Origin of the sequence: Pseudomonas synxantha BG33R (genome assembly GCF_000263715.2) — a bacterium.
GTDB classification, from domain to species: domain Bacteria; phylum Pseudomonadota; class Gammaproteobacteria; order Pseudomonadales; family Pseudomonadaceae; genus Aquipseudomonas; species Aquipseudomonas synxantha_A.
Window position 1 is genome coordinate 1945274 of record NZ_CM001514.1, and the last position, 16221, is coordinate 1961494.

General features: G+C 59.1%; 16 protein-coding genes. 8 read left to right on the top strand and 8 right to left on the bottom strand.

Annotation, left to right across the window (positions count from 1 at the left end; all coding sequences use genetic code 11):
- Positions 1 to 75 precede the first annotated feature (75 nt).
- The gene (locus PSEBG33_RS18335) at positions 76 to 1557 is read right to left on the bottom strand and encodes a methyl-accepting chemotaxis protein (RefSeq protein WP_005786369.1); all 1482 of its coding nucleotides are present in this window, start codon (positions 1555 to 1557) and stop codon (positions 76 to 78) included.
- 96 nt (positions 1558 to 1653) lie between these two features.
- Positions 1654 to 2460, bottom strand: a complete 807-nt coding sequence (locus tag PSEBG33_RS18330) for a TatD family hydrolase (RefSeq protein WP_005786371.1) — start codon at positions 2458 to 2460, stop codon at positions 1654 to 1656.
- Positions 2461 to 2696: 236 nt separating this feature from the next.
- On the opposite strand from PSEBG33_RS18330, the gene PSEBG33_RS18325 reads away from it, so the two are divergent.
- The 3 genes from PSEBG33_RS18325 to PSEBG33_RS18315 all read left to right on the top strand — a co-directional run bounded on the left by PSEBG33_RS18325 (position 2697) and on the right by PSEBG33_RS18315 (position 5225).
- Positions 2697 to 4118: a transglycosylase SLT domain-containing protein gene (locus PSEBG33_RS18325; protein ID WP_005786373.1), complete on the top strand. Its 1422-nt coding sequence runs from the start codon at positions 2697 to 2699 to the stop codon at positions 4116 to 4118.
- A 104-nt stretch (positions 4119 to 4222) separates the two neighbouring features.
- A complete protein-coding gene (locus tag PSEBG33_RS18320; RefSeq protein WP_005786375.1) occupies positions 4223 to 4657 on the top strand; it encodes a DoxX family protein in 435 nt (144 codons plus the stop codon).
- Between the two features lie 259 nt (positions 4658 to 4916).
- Complete coding sequence (locus tag PSEBG33_RS18315; protein WP_032803384.1) at positions 4917 to 5225, top strand: hypothetical protein; 309 nt, start codon at positions 4917 to 4919, stop codon at positions 5223 to 5225.
- A gap of 4 nt (positions 5226 to 5229) precedes the next feature.
- Here the strand turns inward: PSEBG33_RS18315 and PSEBG33_RS18310 are convergent, their stop codons facing one another.
- From PSEBG33_RS18310 to PSEBG33_RS18300, 3 genes are read right to left on the bottom strand one after another with little or no spacing between them, the layout of a single operon-like run.
- The gene (locus PSEBG33_RS18310) at positions 5230 to 6972 is read right to left on the bottom strand and encodes a Gldg family protein (protein ID WP_005786379.1); all 1743 of its coding nucleotides are present in this window, start codon (positions 6970 to 6972) and stop codon (positions 5230 to 5232) included.
- A gap of 15 nt (positions 6973 to 6987) precedes the next feature.
- A complete protein-coding gene (locus PSEBG33_RS18305) occupies positions 6988 to 7713 on the bottom strand; it encodes an ABC transporter permease (protein WP_005786382.1) in 726 nt (241 codons plus the stop codon).
- Positions 7710 to 8636, bottom strand: coding sequence for an ABC transporter ATP-binding protein (locus PSEBG33_RS18300; RefSeq protein ID WP_005786383.1), 927 nt, complete (start codon positions 8634 to 8636; stop codon positions 7710 to 7712). The genes PSEBG33_RS18305 and PSEBG33_RS18300 overlap by 4 nt, the downstream gene beginning before the upstream one ends.
- 238 nt (positions 8637 to 8874) lie before the next feature.
- On the opposite strand from PSEBG33_RS18300, the gene PSEBG33_RS18295 reads away from it, so the two are divergent.
- On the top strand, positions 8875 to 9873 hold the full coding sequence (locus tag PSEBG33_RS18295; protein WP_005786385.1) for a hypothetical protein: 999 nt from the start codon (positions 8875 to 8877) through the stop codon (positions 9871 to 9873).
- Positions 9874 to 9985: 112 nt separating this feature from the next.
- Complete coding sequence (gene greB / locus PSEBG33_RS18290) at positions 9986 to 10465, top strand: transcription elongation factor GreB (protein WP_005786387.1); 480 nt, start codon at positions 9986 to 9988, stop codon at positions 10463 to 10465.
- Between the two features lie 38 nt (positions 10466 to 10503).
- Here the strand turns inward: greB and PSEBG33_RS18285 are convergent, their stop codons facing one another.
- Both PSEBG33_RS18285 and PSEBG33_RS18280 read right to left on the bottom strand, forming a co-directional pair.
- Positions 10504 to 13014 carry an ABC transporter permease gene (locus tag PSEBG33_RS18285; RefSeq protein WP_005786389.1) on the bottom strand — a complete coding sequence of 837 codons (2511 nt, stop codon included), beginning with the start codon at positions 13012 to 13014 and terminating at the stop codon, positions 10504 to 10506.
- The gene (locus tag PSEBG33_RS18280; RefSeq protein ID WP_005786391.1) at positions 13014 to 13697 is read right to left on the bottom strand and encodes an ABC transporter ATP-binding protein; all 684 of its coding nucleotides are present in this window, start codon (positions 13695 to 13697) and stop codon (positions 13014 to 13016) included. Before PSEBG33_RS18280 ends, PSEBG33_RS18285 begins: the two co-directional genes overlap by 1 nt.
- Positions 13698 to 13707: 10 nt before the next feature.
- Between PSEBG33_RS18280 and PSEBG33_RS18275 the strand changes: the two genes are divergently transcribed.
- The 3 genes from PSEBG33_RS18275 to PSEBG33_RS18265 all read left to right on the top strand — a co-directional run bounded on the left by PSEBG33_RS18275 (position 13708) and on the right by PSEBG33_RS18265 (position 15732).
- Positions 13708 to 14313, top strand: a complete 606-nt coding sequence (locus tag PSEBG33_RS18275; protein ID WP_005786393.1) for an arylesterase — start codon at positions 13708 to 13710, stop codon at positions 14311 to 14313.
- 58 nt (positions 14314 to 14371) lie between these two features.
- Positions 14372 to 14665, top strand: coding sequence for a hypothetical protein (locus PSEBG33_RS18270; protein WP_003189866.1), 294 nt, complete (start codon positions 14372 to 14374; stop codon positions 14663 to 14665).
- 104 nt (positions 14666 to 14769) lie between these two features.
- The gene (locus tag PSEBG33_RS18265; protein WP_005786396.1) at positions 14770 to 15732 is read left to right on the top strand and encodes a L,D-transpeptidase family protein; all 963 of its coding nucleotides are present in this window, start codon (positions 14770 to 14772) and stop codon (positions 15730 to 15732) included.
- 71 nt (positions 15733 to 15803) lie between these two features.
- On the opposite strand, the gene oprI is transcribed toward PSEBG33_RS18265, so the two are convergent.
- Positions 15804 to 16055: an outer membrane lipoprotei OprI gene (gene oprI / locus PSEBG33_RS18260; protein ID WP_003172710.1), complete on the bottom strand. Its 252-nt coding sequence runs from the start codon at positions 16053 to 16055 to the stop codon at positions 15804 to 15806.
- Positions 16056 to 16221: the final 166 nt, after the last annotated feature.

A 16221-nucleotide genomic window follows, 5' to 3' on the forward strand; every position in this document is an offset into this window, starting at 1 on the left:
TGGCGAGGAAGTTTCGCCTAAACTTCAGGTAAACCGAGGCTTGGCGGTAGGAATCGGATTACAGGTAGAACAGTCTTACAGCTTCAACTGCCCAATCGCCTTGCTCAACTCACCCGCCAACGTCGCCAGTTCATTGCTGGTGGTTGCCGACGACATGGTCTGCTGTACGGTGTTTTCGGTGACATCGCGAATACTCACCACGGCGCGGTTCATCTCTTCGGCCACATGGCTTTGCTGTTCGGCGGCGACGGCGATCTGAGTATTGCTCTCGCGCATCTGCGCCACGGCACCGGTGATTTGCGCCAGTGCGGCGCCAGCTTCCTGGGCTTGTTGTACGCAGTCGTCGGCCTTGAATGAGCTTTCCTGCATAAAGTCCACCGCATCGCGAGTACCGGCTTGCAATGCCGAGACCATGCGGGTGATTTCGTCGGTGGAGCTTTGCACGCGCTTGGCCAGGTTGCGTACTTCGTCGGCAACCACCGCGAAACCTCGGCCCATTTCCCCGGCGCGGGCGGCTTCGATGGCGGCGTTGAGGGCGAGCAGGTTGGTCTGTTCGGCGATGCTGTGGATCACCCCGACCACGCCGTTGATCTGTTGGCTGTCCTGGGCCAGTTTCTGGATCATTTCGGCGGTCTGCTGCACGCCGTTGGACAGCCCGGCAATTGAACGCTGTACGCGGGTGACCACCTCCTGGCCGCTGCCGGCGAGGGTGTCGGCGGTCTGGGACAGGTCGCGGGTAGCGCCGGCGTGCTGGGCGATATGGTGGACGGTGGCGGTCATCTCATTGATGGCAGTGGCGGCCTGGTCGGTTTCGCTCTGCTGGCCGAGCATACCGTGCTGCACCTCGTTCATGCTGCTGGCCAGGCGTGCGGCACCGTCATCCAGTTGCCGGGCGGTGCGTGCCACGGTGTTGACCACGCGCTGGTAACCGGCCTGCATGGCGTTGAATGCACTGGCCATCTGGCCGACTTCGTCCTTGCAGGCCAAGGGCACGCGTGCCGACAGGTCGCCGGTTTTCTCGACGTGCAGCATCACGTCCTTGAGGGTGTTGAGTTGGCTGAGCAGGAAGCGGATCAACAGCTGTGAGGCGCCGAGCATGGCCAGCATCAGGATTGCCACGGCGACGGCATAGTTGGCGAAGCGCTCGCTGAACACTTGGCCAAGGCTGGGTGCGTAGGCGAGGACGGCGACGTGTTGACCGTCAACGCGATCGATCACCTCGGCGCCTATCAGTGGGTTTTTGCCCAACAGCGGCATGTGATTGAGTTCGACCCAGCCGCTGGCAGTATTCAAGGCTGGAAGAGCCTGTTCGCCCAATTGTGGGGTTTGCCCCTGGGCATAGGCCAGCCATTGCTCGCCGGTGGGCAGGGCTTTGTCGGCTGGCCAGGCGTTGAGCAACCGCCCCTGAGCCTGGGCCGAAGCCTGGGATGCCTGGCTGCGTGCCTGTTGCTCAAGCTGTACCGCGTACAGCACCAGCAGCAGGGTGGTAATGAAGGCGACCGCGTTGACGGCCCAGAATTTGTACTTGAGCGAGATATTGCTAAGCCAGGCACCCATGGAAGGTTTTCTCTGATAGCGGAAACAGTATTGGCAAGGTGCCATTATTGTGCCGCTACTCAGAAAAACGTTTTTGACATGCGTCAATGCACGGCATTAATCCACATCAGGCAAGCCGAAAAAGCGGCGGGCGCAGGCGGTGCTGTGCATTGCCAGGTCTTCGAGGGTTTCATGACGGTGCAAGGCCACTTCGCGCAGGACTTCGGGCAAGTACGCTGGTTCATTGCGACCGTTTTTTGGTTTGGGGCGCAGGGTGCGCGGCAGCAGGTACGGCGCGTCGCTTTCCAGCATCAGGCGGCCCCTGGGAATTTCCCTGACCAGCGGATGCAGGTGCGTCCCACGGCGTTCGTCGCAGATCCAGCCGGTGATGCCGATATGCAAGTCCAGGTCCAGGTAGCTGAACAGCGCTGTTTTTTCACCGGTGAAGCAGTGCACCACGGCGGCGGGCAGGTGGTCGCGGTAATCTTTGAGGATCTCCAGCAGGCGCTGGTTGGCGTCGCGCTCGTGGAGAAACACCGGCAGTTTCAGCTCGACGGCCAGGGCCAGGTGGTGTTCGAGGACTTTTTCCTGCTGGGGGCGAGGGGAGAAGTCGCGGTTGAAATCCAGCCCGCACTCGCCCACGGCACGCACCCGACTGTCTCCCAACAGGCTACGCAGGCGCTGTGCACTGTCGCCGTTCCAGTCGCTGGCGGAGTGAGGGTGGATGCCAGCGGTACTGAACAAGCGCTGGCCGCTTTCATCAAGTTTTGCACACAGCTCCAGGGCCTGTTCACTGCCCTCGATGCTGGTGCCGGTGAGCACCAATTGCTGCACGCCAGCGGCGTAGGCGCGTTCGAGGACAGCCTGGTGCCTCTCGTCGAAACTGGGGTTGGTCAGGTTGACGCCGATATCAATGAGTTGCATGGTGCTATCTCCGCCTGCGGCCGGAAAGCATATCAGAGCTGTAGATTTATAAGAAAAACCAAGAACTACAACGCGTTATCGCTGTCTTTGAACGTCGCAAGCGACATTGTGGTTGGCCAGTTGCCTGTCACTGTGTCGCCGTTGCGCGCCTTGCCAGCGCATAGAGCGCTCTGTTTCTGACCTCCAGCACTTTGTTATTCGCGAAGGCGCTGGCCAGTATTCTTTCCGGAGAGCGGATGATCCGACCCTCGGCGTTGCTTGTGTTGTGCCTGACGTTGCTACTGCCCATGGCGGCGGTCGCACGTCTGGACGGGCCGTTGGAAGTCACCAAGCCTGGCAAGGTGCGTGACTTGGCGCAAATTCGCTCCAGTCGCACCCTGCGCGTACTGGTCAACCAGAGCCGCAACAGCTCCGGTGAAGTGCAGGGCCAGGCCATCGGCGTCGAATACCATCGGTTGCGCGCCTTCGAACAGTACCTCAACGGTCACGCCCGCGATGGCCAGGAAATCAACCTCAAGATCATCCCCAAGGCCAAGGACCAGTTACTCGGCGCGTTGGCCCGTGGCGAAGGTGACCTGGTGGCGCCCGGCGAGTTGCTGGATGTGAAGGCCGTACACAAGATCAGCGCCAGCGAGCCGATTGTCAGCGATGTGCCGTTGTGGCTGGTTGGCGTCAAGGGTGAGCGACGGTTTACCAAGTTGGAGCAACTGTCTGGTCGCACGCTGACGCTGACCACCGGCAGTGCGGCGGCGGATGCCATCAGTCAGGTCAATCAGAAACTGGCGCTGCACAAACGAGCGCCGGTGAAGGTGGAGTGGGTTGACCCTAGCCTGGCGGTAGAGGATGTACTGGAGATGGTGCAGGCCGGGATTTTTCACCTGACGATCGTTGAAAAACCGATTGCCGAACGCTGGTCGAAAATCCTGCCCAAGCTGCGCTTTGACAAGCAGGTGGTAATCAGCGAACCGGGTGACGAGTTCTGGTTCGTGCGCCAGGACGCTTCGATGCTGCGCGCCAGCATTGACCGATTTCTCAAGACCTATCGAACCCCTGCCGATCAGGACGTGGCGTTCCAGCGTATCTACCGACGCCTCTATCAGGTGCGCAACCCGCTGGCGCGCGCCGACCGTCAGCGTCTGGAAAAACTGCGCCCGGTCCTGCAAAAACATGCGCGCGAGCAAGGGATGGACTGGCTGAACCTGGCGGCGTTGGCGTTCAAGGAGTCCTCCCTGGACCCAGGCGCACGCAATAGCGGCGGCCCGACCGGCCTGATGCAAATCACGCCTTCGGCGGCGCAGCGGGTGGGGGTCAACAACATCGAGAGTCTCGATAGCAATGTGCAAGCTGGCGCACGTTACCTGGCGTTGATCCGGCGTAAATTTTTCTCCAGCCCCAAGCTCAACGAGCGCGAGCGCATGGCTTTTGTGCTGGCGGCCTACAACATGGGCCCGGAGCGGGTCCAGGGGATGCGCACCGAGGCCAGGCGCCGCGGGCTGAACCCCAATCAATGGTTCTTCCAGGTTGAACGCATCGCCATGGAGCAGGTGGGGATGGGCGGCGTCAGCTATGTTAATAGCGTCAACAAGTATTACTTGGCGTTCGACCGGGAGCGAGAGTCCCTGGAGCCGCCTGCAGCAAAAATGGTCTCACGAAAATAATCAACTTTATCGATATTAATTAGGCAATATTTGCGCTTTTATCATTGCTTAAACTGATTAATATAGCGGCCAACCAACCCCTACCTGGAAAAGGATTTACTTAAATGAGCCCAATGATTACACGCGTCCTGTCTACCCGCGCCGGTTACGGCCTGACTGTCCTGCGCATCTTCGTCGGCATCATCTTTGCCGCTCACGGTTCGCAAAAACTGTTCGGCTGGTTTGGCGGCGGCGGCCTGGCGGGTACTGCCCAATTCATGGAAAGCCTCGGCCTGACGCCGGGTACCCTGATGGCAGTGTTGTCGGGTGGTACCGAGTTTTTTGCCGGCCTGGCCCTGATCATTGGTTTGCTCGCTCGCCCGGCGGCATTGGGCCTGACCTTCCTCACGCTGGTGGCAATCTTCTCGGTGCATATCCATAACGGCTTGTTCATGGCCAATAACGGTTATGAGTTTGCTCTGGCTTTGCTCGGCGGGGCGCTGGCGGTGTTGCTCGAAGGTGCCGGCAAACTGTCGGTTGATCGCGCCATCACTGACTGATCTGTTTGCATGTCCCGGAAAAGGCCCGCATCTGCGGGCCTTTTCGTTGCTCGGGATTCTTGACACTGCCCCACCGGCTTCTCTAGGATGCTGCTCATGCGCCGATTTAAACAGCTAATTGCGGGGCGCCACTGGGACTCAATGCAGCCCGACAGAAGTCCGTATCCTCTCCCAGGGCGCTCTTCGAAATACCGCTAAAGCGCTGGTTCGGTGTTGCCTCTCACCTGCCCGCAGACTTTTGAGGCAGAGACACGACACGATGAATGCACCACGCCCTCTCATACGCTTGGCCCCGATTACCGCGGACCTGACTCAACGCAATCCGAAAATCCTCCTGGGTGGTAAACACCAGCCGACGCTCCTGCGTTATCTGGACGGCTGGCCACGCCGTGGCGGTAGGCCCTCGGCGTTCCTGATCCAGTTTGTCGAGGACGGCGAATCCCTGGCTCGTTTTGCCAGCAATAGTTTCGACCTTGCAGTGATCCAGGCGCCCAATGCCGGCGACGCCCATGAAGTGATCCACCAACTGACCCGTATTGCCCGCCAGGGGTTGATTGCGCGGCGTTGAGCCGTCAGTCATAGACCGCTGGCGCGGCTGATCGGCGTCGACGCTGGTGGAGGGCAAGTCCCCAGGCAATCAGGCATAACAATAACGGCATCGTGGCGATCATCAGCCCTTTAAGGTATCGCTCGAAACGCTGCAAGGGCGCGTATGCCTGGGCTTTGAGTGTATGCAACTCGATGGGCAATTGCAGGCGCTCCCTGTTGAGTGCCTGCAACTGGGTGTTGGTATCCACGGCCTGTGTGACCAGGCGTGCGTGCCCTGGATTCAGCCTTTGCCATGCTTGCTCTGTGTGCTCGTGCCGTCGCTCCAGTTCAACCGCACTTTTGCGATAAGCCTGTGCGGCTTTTTCGCGCATGTGTTCGAGCCTGTGCAGTGGCTGGGTGATGACGCGAGGTCGGATGCGCCTGAGTATCTCCGGAACCGCCAGGTTATCCAGGGTATTCAATACAAATTGCGCGTTGCCGTTGGGCTGAGCGTTGCTGACAGCGTACGCGAGCACATCAGTGTCGGCCACGACCACCACCTGGATCTGCTCGGCATGTTGCATCCCCGGTGGCTGGCCCTTGAGGCCGTCGGGAAACACCGAATAAGCGGGGCCCTCAACGCGGGCGGCAATCACGTGGCGCTCTCCTGTCGTGGCGGTTTCATCGATGAGTGAGTCGAACGTGGTCGCAGAAGCAAAGCGCCCTGCATCCAGCAGCACGGACTGCCGGGAGCTCTGTAGCAAGGGGGTCAGCAGCGTACGATTTTTGTTGGACAGGGAGAGTGCGCCGCTGCTGGACACGGTCACGGCATCCAGGTTCCAGGTGCTCAGGTCTGTCGGGTTCATTGCCTGGCGTGGAAGTTCCAGCCTGGCCGGGTGCAGTACCTTTGGCATTCCGGGGCCGGGCGTAGCCGATGAGGCGTAAATATTATCGACCAACAGCTTGTCCGCTGGCATTTGTATACCCCATGCAGTGAGCAGTGCATCCAGCCTGGCGTTGGTCGATATGGCTTGCGCAGCTATCTCGCTCACCGGGTCGATAAAGGCCATCAGCCTTGCGCCTCTCATTACCGCTTGCTCAATGGCATACAGAGCCTGCTCGGGCAGGGCGCCGGGCTGTACGACCATCAATGTACTTATCGATGACGGCACTTGAGCGATGGTCGATGCCAGTTCCACCACGTTGAATTGTTCGCGCATCTGCTCCAGTAGTTCGCCGGCAGGTTCGTGTAGCGCCAGTCCCGACAGCAGGCCGATAGTGGGACGTTCAGGGTGCATGAGTTTGTGGAGCAGGTGGCTGATTTCATATTCAAGCAATGACTCATGCTCGGGACTGAACAGGTCAATGCGTTGCGCGCTATGGCCGGCACGGGTGCCAATGAGGCCTAGGAAACCTTGCGTGTCATCTAGGCCAAACAAACCAGCTTTGTAAGCGTCTTCTGAAAAAGGCGTTGGATTGATGACATGTAGATTGATCATGCCGTTGGCCGCCTTTTCGACTTCCTTGAGCATGTCTTCAACGCGACGGCCGTAACGACTCACTGCCTGGCTCCGTTGAGGGGCATTGATGGCATTGAAGTAATACAGGTCCAATGGGTTTTCAAGTGTTGTCAGCAGTTGGCGCGTTGATGACGATAAGGTATGGATTTGTGTGTGTGAAAAGTCCCAGCGGATATTGGGTATTTTCGGTACCCAGACCAGATTGAATGCCAGAAACAGTAGCGATATGACAAGTAAGGTCATACCCGCACGAAGAGCGGATCCCATCAGTGGCTTTCCTTCTCAGCTGTTCTTGTAGTTGAGTGTGATGGTCGTCGCAAAGAGAAAAGCCAGGATCATACTTATAAAGTAAAAGCCGTCATGCAGTGTCAGTTTGCCATTATCCATCGTGCTAAAGCGAGCAATAGGGTCAAGGGACATCAGGCTGTCGATAATCCAAATGGGTGTCTGGCTATCAAGTGCATCCAGCATTGAGGAAAGCGCGCTGGCAATCAGCAATAAGCCCAGTGTGAGCAGGAAAATAATGATGCGTTGCTTGGCAAGTACACAGATGAAGCAGCCCACCGAGAGATAACTTCCGGCCAGCAACCAACTGGCCAGGAATTGTGACGCGATAACGGCATTATCCGGTGTGCCCAGATAGTTGGCCGCGATCACCAAAGGGAAATTAAACATTAAGGCAATGGCGCAGACGGTCCAGCCTGCGATGAATTTTCCGACCACCTGTTCAGTGGCGGTGACAGGCAAGGATTTCAGCGTGTCGCAAAAGCTGCTGTTGTATTCATCCGACCACAACTGCGTCGATAAAATGGGGACCAACAATAGATAGAGCCAGGGGTGCAGTTCGAAGAAAACCTGCAAATCGCTGCTGTTTCGCTCCATCCAGTGCTGGGTGTCCAATCCCAATGTCGCACACAGCACGAGGAAAACCGCCACACTCAGGTAAGTGCTTGGTGAGCAGGCATAACTGGCGAGTTGACGCTTGAAAATAACAGGTAGCAGTCTCAAGCAGGTATCTCCTGGCTCAGATGGTGAACGACATCGCCCAGGCGACCCGGCTCCAGGCTCAAAGACGTTATGTTCCAGCCGCGATGTGCGATAAGCGCGTTAATCGAGGGGAAGATGGAGTGCCCGGGCATGGCCAGGACAGTCACCTTGCCCTGTGCATGTTGGTCCTCCTCGATGCCCGCGACGCCGGGTAATACGGCAAGTGCGAGTAAATCCAACGGGCTGTCTGATGCCAGGGTCACCGCCTGGAAATGCCGGGAACTGCGCTGCAGATCCGCCAGCGAAGCATCGGCGGCCAGGCGGCCACCGGCGATGACCAGGGCGCGGGTGCACATGTCCGTCAGTTCGTGGTACTGGCGGGAGGCGATAATGACCGTCATGTCCTCGGTCAGGGACTTGATAAGTGCGCTGAACTTGAGCCGTTGATCAGGGCATAGCCCTTGCGTGGGTTCATCGAGCAGGAGCAGGCTTGGGGAGTGGACTAAAGCCTGGGCCAATGCAACCCTGCGCTTCAAATCAGGGGACAGTATGTCGGTGGGGCAGTCGAGCACGGGCATCAGGTCCAGCCGTGCGGCTACCTGCTCTACCTGGCTACGCTTTTCCAGGCCCCTCAAACCACGAATGGCCGCAATAAAATCAAGCATGTTTTTGACCGACATTCTATGGTGGGTGAGTCCGCCCTGAAGTTGATAGCCAATGGCTTTTTTGGCTTGAAGTGAATGAGTTTGGGTATTGAACCCCAGAATATTGATTTGCCCAGAAGTCGGTTTGATCGTACCGGCGATCAAGTTCAATAAGGTCGTTTTCCCTGCGCCACTTTCTCCCAACAGGCCCACGCATTCCTGATGCTGCGCACTGAAGGAAATATTGGTAATTGCGCTTGTTCTGCCCAGCTGTTTTGTTAAGTTGCTTATCTCGATCATGTCGTTACCGAATAAGTGTTCGGGGCGTGTGCGAAGCGGCGCTTTATAGGGAAGGGCCTTAAAAAGAGTACGTTCATTAGTTGTGGTTGGGAACGCACGGCGCGACTTATAAGAAGAATCCTACGTTCGGCTCGATAATTCGCTGAAACAATTGTTTTGTTTGGAGGGCTTATTAATGTTCGGATGTTTATCTGATGTTTATATAAGGTTTTCTCTTTTGTAACGAGGCCTGATCGCCATGATGCTTCTACGTACTCTTGTTCTTGAGCGCAGCGATGCGCAGGCACCTGTAAACGGTGCGTTGCTCTGTGGGTTTGCTGTCGCCCAAACGGCTTCGAACTTTCTTGTGTATAGCCTCGATGAAGAAGCCGAACCTGGTCATTCCAGGGTCTACATCGCGGTTCTGCGTAAAAAGCTTGAACGCTACTTCCTGGGCGGCGTTGATTCGAAGGAGGATTTGCAGGTGGCGATGCAGGTCTTCAAGCAGGTTCTGACGCTGGCGGCGGCACCAGGCTCCAAGGCGATACCGGCTGCCGAGCCCCAGGTTCCGTTCCATTTCATTGACCTGAAGGGGTGCAGGTTGCCGCCTGCCCGACCCGAGGATCACCACTCAGTGATCATCAAGAAAGCGTTGGTGATGAAGGTGATTACCCTGGGTATGTCAGCCCCTGCGCTGCCTGCCATCGAAAGTAGTACGGTGATCGTGCCGTCGATCCGCTTCTCATCGCAAATGGTTGCACCGCCACGCAACCCAACCCCACCCAGGATTGCGCCACAGCCTGTGGTGGAAGATATCGTGGAAGAACCGGTGCCATCGTTTGTGCAGATGCCGGAGGCGCCCGCTGAGGCAGTTAAGGTGCCTTTTCAGGTTGAACAGCCTGAAGTCCCACCGTTTGAGGAGCCTGCGCCGCTGGAGCAAGAGTCTTTGCTTGAGATGGACAGCACCCTGAGCAATCTCGCCAAGGTCGCCCAGGAGCTGACGCAAAAAAAACGCGCTGTCCTCGAAAAGGAAGAGCAACTTGAGCACTGGCAGATACGGCTGCAAGAGCAGCAAAGCCAATTGGACGAAAAACACCAAGAGCTGGAGCAGCGTCATGCTCAACTGCAGGATCAGCAATCAGAGGTCAACCAAAAGGCGGAAAAGCTGGCGATGATGATGTCGCAGTTGTCAGGAGTGCGCCAGCATCTGCACGGGACGCTCTTTGGCCTGGACCAGGTCCTGGATGGCCAGGGATAAGCCGATGGGCTCGCCGCCCAGGTTCATTTATCATCACCCCCAGCCAGCCAACGCCTGGGCATGATGCCTGGCGTATTTGGCACCATTGGACACTGCCTGGGGATGCAAGCGTTTGAGTACCAAGCTGATTACCAAAGAAGGCCATGAAGCGCTTAAAAAAGAGTTGGATTACCTGTGGCGGGAAAAGCGTCCGGACACCACGCGCAAAGTGACTTGGGCGGCCTCGCTGGGCGATCGCAGTGAAAACGCGGACTACCAGTACAACAAGAAACTGCTGCGGGAGATCGACCGGCGGGTGCGCTACCTGCGTAAACGCCTGGAAGATATGCGCGTGGTGGAATACATGCCCGAGCAGGAGGGCAAGGTGTTTTTCGGCGCATGGGTCGAAATCGAAAACGAACAGGGTGACACCAAGCGTTTTCGTATCGTGGGTTATGACGAGATTTATGACCGAATGGATTACATCTCCATCGACTCACCCATGGCACGGGCCCTGCTGCGCAAGGAGGTGGACGATGAGGCAATCGTGCACACCCCAGGCGGCGAGGTGTGCTGGTGGATCACCAAGATTGAATATGTGAAGCAGGCATAATGGCCCGTGCTTTGAACCGAGCACGGGCCAGCCAGGTCTCAGCCTTCGCGCAATACGGTCAGCGGGCTGGCATTCAGTGCGCGACGCGTGCCGAATACCCCGGCAGCGCCGATCAGCACGGCCCCGATCACGGGTAGCAGTAGCAGCCACGGGTGGGGATGCCACGCCAGGTCAAAGGCGTAGCGGTACAGCACCCACGTCACCAGTTCGGTGCCCAATGCCGCAAGCAGGCCACTGACGGCACCCAGCAGGCCGAACTCGATGCGTCGCGCCTTGATCAGCAATTTGCGCTCGGCACCCAGGGCTCGCAGCAAGGCTCCCTGGCGGATGCGTTCGTCCAGAGTGGCCTGCAAGCCGGAGAACAACACCGCCATCCCCGCCGCCAACACAAACAACAGCACGTACTCCACCGCCAGGGTCACTTGGGCGAGGATGCTGCGCAACTGCTCCAGCAACGCCTCGACCTGCAGGATAGTGACAGCCGGGAAGGCCCGTGAAAGATCGACGATCTGTTGGTCGTGACCGGGTGCCAGGTAGAAGCTGGTCAGGTAGGTCGCGGGTAAGTCTTTCAAGGTGCCGGGCTGGAAGATCATGAAGAAGTTAGGCTGGAAATTATCCCAGTTGATGGTCCGCAGGCTGGTGACCCGTGCCTCGCGGTTTTCCCCGCCGATGGTGAACAGCAAATGGTCGTTGAGCTTGAGTTTCAGGCTCTCGGCCACCTTGGCTTCCACCGACACGCCAGGAATCTCATCGCTTGGTTGCGCCGACCACCAGGCGCCCGCCGTCAGGGCGTTACCCGGAGGCAAATCGGCAGCCCAGGTCAGGCTCAGGTCGCGTTGAATGGCACGGTCGCCACTGGAGTCCTTGCTGACAATCTCTTGCACGGGTTCGCCGTTGATGCTGATCAATCGCCCCGGCACTACCGGATACAACGGTGCCGCTTGCGCTTGTACTTCCAGGAGGCGGGCGCCAAAGGCGTCCTTGTCGGCCGGCAGGATATTCAATGCGAAATAGTTGGGCGCGTCTTTGGGCAGTTGATTTTGCCAGGTGTCGAGCAATTCGCCCCGCAACAGCGCGATCAATCCCATGGACAGCAGAATCAGGCCAAAGGCCAGGGATTGGCCTGCCGCCGCCAGCGGGTGGCGCAGCAATTGGCCCAGGCCCAGGCGCCAGGGCAAGGAGGCGCGAGCCAATAGGCGTCGCAGGCTTTGCAACATCAGCAGCAACAAGCCGCCAAGGATCAATGCCGCGACCACGCCGCCGCCCAGCAAAGCGAAGGTCAATACCAGGTCCAGGCTCAGGCGCCACATGATCAGGCCCAAGGCAAACAGCGCCGCGCCGTAGACCATCCAGGTGCTTGAGGGGATGGGCAGCAAATCGCGGCGCAATACCCGCAGCGGCGGTACGCGCCCCAGCGCCGCCAATGGTGGGAGGGCGAAGCCTGCGAGGGCGACCAGCCCGGTGCCGATCCCCGCGACGGCCGGCAGCAATCCGCCCGGCGGCACATCGGCGGGCAGCAGGTCGTGCAGGAAATAGAACAATCCAAATTGCGCCAGCCAGCCGAGCAGGGCGCCGACCAGGCTTGCCAGCAAGCCCAGTACGCTCAGTTGCAGGCTGAACAGCAACATGGCTTCACGTCGTGACAATCCCAGGCAGCGCAACAACGCGCTGGCATCGAAACGACGACTGGCGAAGCGGTTGGCCGACAGTGCCACGGCCACGCCGGCCAGCAGCACCGCCACCAGGCTGGCCATGTTCAGGTAGCGCTCGGCCTTGCCCAGGGCGCCGCCGATCTGCTGGTTGCCATCGCGCGAATCCTGCAGTCGCTGGTTCGCAGCGAGGCCCGGCTTGATCAGGTCGCGATAGGTTTGCAGCGCCTTGCTGCCTTGCGGGGCACGCCACAGTTCGCGGTAACTCACACGGCTGCCTGGCTGGACTACACCGGTGGCGTCCAGGTCGGTCAGGTTGATCATCACCCTGGGCGTGAGGCTGTAGAAGTTGCCGGCCCGGTCGGGCTCATACGTCAGGATACGCGCCAGGCGCAGGGTCTTCATGCCGACGTCGATGCTGTCGCCGACTTTCAGGTCCAGCGCAGTCAGCAGCCTTGCTTCCACCCAGGCTTCACCGGGTTTGGGGCCGCCGCCCGGCGTTTGCGTACCGAAGGGTTCGGCGCTGCTTTTCAACTCGCCGCGCAAGGGGTACTGCTCGTTGACGGCCTTGATACTGGAAAGCTGAATGCCATTGTCCGTGGCGATAACGCTGGAGAACTCCACGATGCGGGCGTGATCCAGGCCCAGTTCGGCCCCGGACCTGATTTGCTCGGGGCGGGCAGGTGAGCTGCCTTCGAGCACCAGGTCGGCGCCGAGGAACTCGGTGGCACGCAACAGCATGGCGCCGTTGAGGCGCGCGCCGAAGTAGCCGATGGCGGTGCTGGCCGCCACGGCCACCAGCAGGGCAAAGAACAGCACGCGCAGTTCACCTGCGCGGGCGTCGCGCAGTAACTGGCGCATGGCAAGGCTGAACAGGCGCAACAGCGGCAAACGTGCCATCAAGGCTCCAGGGGCGCGACCATCAGGCCGGCTTCAAGGCGGATCAGGCGTCGGCAACGGTGGGCCAGGCGCTCGTCATGGGTGACCAGTACCAGGGTCGTGCCGCTCTCTTTATTGAGCTCGAACAGCAGGTCGCTGATGCGCTCGCCGGTATGGCTGTCGAGGTTGCCGGTGGGTTCGTCGGCAAACAGCACGTCCGGTTCGGCGGCAAACGCGCGGGCAATGGCGACCCGTTGCTGCTCGCCACCGGACAGTTGGCGCGGCGAGTGGGTCAGGCGCTGGCCCAGGCCCACGCGTTCCAACAGATGCCGGGCGCGTTCGCGGGCGTCCTTGCGGCCGTCCAGTTCCAGCGGCAGCATCACGTTTTCCAGTGCATTGAGGCTGTCGAGCAGTTGGAAGGATTGAAAGACGAAACCCACATGTTCGGCACGGATGCGTGCACGCTGGTCTTCGTCGAGGGTGCTCAAGGCTTGCCCGGCCAGGGTGACTTCGCCGCTGCTGGGCAGGTCGAGGCCGGCCAGCAGGCCCAGCAGGGTGGATTTGCCGGAACCGGAGCTGCCGACGATAGCCAGGCTATCGCCCTTGTTCAGTTCCAGGCTCAGTTCGTGCAGGATAGTCAGTTCACCTTCCGCGCTGGGAACCACTTTGCTAAGGTTTCGCGCGGTGAGAATGCTTGCGCCCATGGAGAATCCGATGCGAATGTGGTTTTTGAGTGCTGGCCTGGCCTTGATGTGCATGGCCCAGAACGCAGCGGCGGGTACAGTCCTGATCGTTGGCGATAGTATCAGTGCCGGTTTCGGCCTGGATACCCGCAAAGGGTGGGTTGCTCTGCTGGAACAACGGCTCAAGCAGGAGGGTTTTGACGACAAAGTGGTCAACGCATCCCTCAGTGGCGACACCAGTGCGGGTGGCCTCGCACGCCTGCCTGCGGCGCTTGCAGAGCATAAGCCTGACGTAGTGGTTATCGAACTTGGGGGCAATGATGGCTTGCGCGGGCAACCGCCGGCGCAATTGAAACAAAATCTTGCGTCGATGATTGACCAGTCCAAGGCTGGCGGTGCCAAGGTGCTGCTGCTGGGTATGCAGTTGCCACCCAATTACGGGCCGCGATACACCACTGCGTTTGCCGAAGTCTATGGTGTGTTGGCCAAGGAAAAAAACGTTCCGCTGGTACCGTTTTTCCTCGAAGGCGTGGGCGGTCATCCAGAGTTGATGCAGGCTGATCAACTGCACCCGGCGGTCGCAGCGCAAGGCAAGTTGCTGGAAAATGTCTGGCCGACGCTAAAACCGCTGCTATGACGCTTTTCTACCGGCAGGCTTTCGGCTAAGGTGGCGCCCCCCTGATCTGGAGCCCCCGATGTCGCGCCCTGCCTGGTCCCTGTTTAACTACCAACTGATCGAGCCGGACGAGCAGCTGGATCTGTTCGCCTGCCAGGAAGTGCGGGTGCATCTGGTGGCGCGTCAATTGGAGTTGGGCGGCTCGATCGACCGCACGCTCTGCGGCACTTTATTGCCGGCGCAGCCACGCTGGTCGTCGGTGAATCGCTCGATCTTCCAGGATCAGCGCCTGTGCCCGTTATGCCGGGCGATTCTCGAATCGCAAAAGCGCGGCACGCCGCCGATCTGGCCGGAGCTGCGGTTCGAGTTATAGAAGCAGCTGCAAGCTTCGAGCTATAAGCTGTAAGCTAGCGGCTGAAAGCTTGTAGCTTGTAGCTCGCTTTTAACCTACCCGTCGTCTTGCGAAGGATTTTCCGGATGTTGTCGCGCCTTTCCGTCGTCACCTGCTGCCTGTCTCTCGCTGCGCTTTGTGCGGCCGGTTCGGCGGCAGCCTTGCAGTTGCCCCTGCCGCCGCCAGGCGAGGACATTGTCGGTCAGGTCCAGGTCATCAAGGCCAAGTACGAAGATACCTTTGCCGACCTGGGCACCACCTACGACCTGGGCTACTCGGAAATGGTCGCGGCCAACCCCGGCGTCGATGCCTGGCTGCCGGGCGCGGGCACCGATATTGTGCTGCCGACACGTTTTATCCTGCCGCCGGGGCCACGGGAAGGCATTGTGATCAACTTGGCCGAGTACCGGCTCTACTACTATCCAAAGGGCCAGGACGTCGTCTACACCTTCCCGTTGGGCATTGGCCGTGAAGGCTGGGGCTCGCCGATCGCCCACACCAGTATCATCGCCAAGACGCCGAACCCGACCTGGACGCCACCGGCCTCGATCAAGGCCGAGCACGCCGCCAACGGTGACCCGCTGCCCAACGTGGTGCCTGCCGGTCCGGATAACCCGCTGGGGCCGTTCAAGTTCACGCTGGGCACGCCGGGTTACCTGATCCATGGCTCCAACATGAAATTTGGTATCGGCACGCGTACCAGCCACGGCTGTTTCCGCATGTTCAATAACAACGTACTGGAAATGGCCGGCATGGTGCCGGTGGGCACCTCGGTGCGCATTATCAACGACGCCTACAAGTTCGGCAGCAGTGGTGGCAAGGTCTACCTTGAAGCTAATACCCCGTTGAACGATGACGGCACGCCTTCGGTGGTCGACAAGCACACGGCGGTCATCAACGCGTTGCTCAAGCGTGAAGACCTGTCCAACAACCTGCGCGTGAACTGGGACCAGGTGCGTGATGTGGTCGCGGCCGAGGATGGTTTGCCGACCGAGATTGGCGTGCCGGGCGCGGCGCCGGTGGCCTCCAGCACGCCGGTCGACCTGTAGGCGCGTCAAGCGCGAGGCAAAAAAAAGCCGACCCATAAATGGATCGGCTTGATAACAACCCCGAAGGATTATTACTTGCGGCTTGCTTTCTCAAGCATGCGCAGAGCGCGCTCGTTAGCTTCGTCAGCAGTCTGTTGTGCTTTTTGAGCAGCAGCCAGAGCTTCATCAGCTTTACGGTAGGCTTCGTCTGCACGAGCCTGGGAGCGAGCTGCTGCGTCTTCAGTTGCAGTCAGACGAGCTTCGGTTTCTTTGGAGACGCTGCTGCAACCGGTAGCCAGAACTGCGGCCAGAGCCAGAGCAGAGAATTTCAGAACGTTGTTCATCGTGTTCCCCTTCAAGGACTTTCAATTAGATGGCTACTTGCTCAGAGTGAGCTAATAGCCGGCGTACATACTACCCATTACTTGTAGTAAGTAAACTGACGTTGCGCAAGAAGCAAAAAAAATTCCTGTGCCGAATCTATTTTGGCTAACCTTTTGAAGGTTTGTA

What these genes read in the sequence shown, in the direction of transcription:
- PSEBG33_RS18265 (WP_005786396.1), top strand. Translation starts at nt 14,770, where the DNA reads ATGTTGTCGCGCCTTTCCGTCGTCACCTGCTGCCTGTCTCTCGCTGCG.
- PSEBG33_RS18285 (WP_005786389.1), bottom strand. Translation starts at nt 13,014, where the DNA reads ATGGCACGTTTGCCGCTGTTGCGCCTGTTCAGCCTTGCCATGCGCCAG.
- PSEBG33_RS18335 (WP_005786369.1), bottom strand. Translation starts at nt 1,557, where the DNA reads ATGGGTGCCTGGCTTAGCAATATCTCGCTCAAGTACAAATTCTGGGCC.
- PSEBG33_RS18310 (WP_005786379.1), bottom strand. Translation starts at nt 6,972, where the DNA reads ATGGGATCCGCTCTTCGTGCGGGTATGACCTTACTTGTCATATCGCTA.
- PSEBG33_RS18280 (WP_005786391.1), bottom strand. Translation starts at nt 13,697, where the DNA reads ATGGGCGCAAGCATTCTCACCGCGCGAAACCTTAGCAAAGTGGTTCCC.
- PSEBG33_RS18320 (WP_005786375.1), top strand. Translation starts at nt 4,223, where the DNA reads ATGAGCCCAATGATTACACGCGTCCTGTCTACCCGCGCCGGTTACGGC.
- oprI (WP_003172710.1), bottom strand. Translation starts at nt 16,055, where the DNA reads ATGAACAACGTTCTGAAATTCTCTGCTCTGGCTCTGGCCGCAGTTCTG.
- PSEBG33_RS18330 (WP_005786371.1), bottom strand. Translation starts at nt 2,460, where the DNA reads ATGCAACTCATTGATATCGGCGTCAACCTGACCAACCCCAGTTTCGAC.
- PSEBG33_RS18300 (WP_005786383.1), bottom strand. Translation starts at nt 8,636, where the DNA reads ATGATCGAGATAAGCAACTTAACAAAACAGCTGGGCAGAACAAGCGCA.
- PSEBG33_RS18315 (WP_032803384.1), top strand. Translation starts at nt 4,917, where the DNA reads ATGAATGCACCACGCCCTCTCATACGCTTGGCCCCGATTACCGCGGAC.
- PSEBG33_RS18295 (WP_005786385.1), top strand. Translation starts at nt 8,875, where the DNA reads ATGATGCTTCTACGTACTCTTGTTCTTGAGCGCAGCGATGCGCAGGCA.
- PSEBG33_RS18270 (WP_003189866.1), top strand. Translation starts at nt 14,372, where the DNA reads ATGTCGCGCCCTGCCTGGTCCCTGTTTAACTACCAACTGATCGAGCCG.
- PSEBG33_RS18325 (WP_005786373.1), top strand. Translation starts at nt 2,697, where the DNA reads ATGATCCGACCCTCGGCGTTGCTTGTGTTGTGCCTGACGTTGCTACTG.
- PSEBG33_RS18275 (WP_005786393.1), top strand. Translation starts at nt 13,708, where the DNA reads ATGCGAATGTGGTTTTTGAGTGCTGGCCTGGCCTTGATGTGCATGGCC.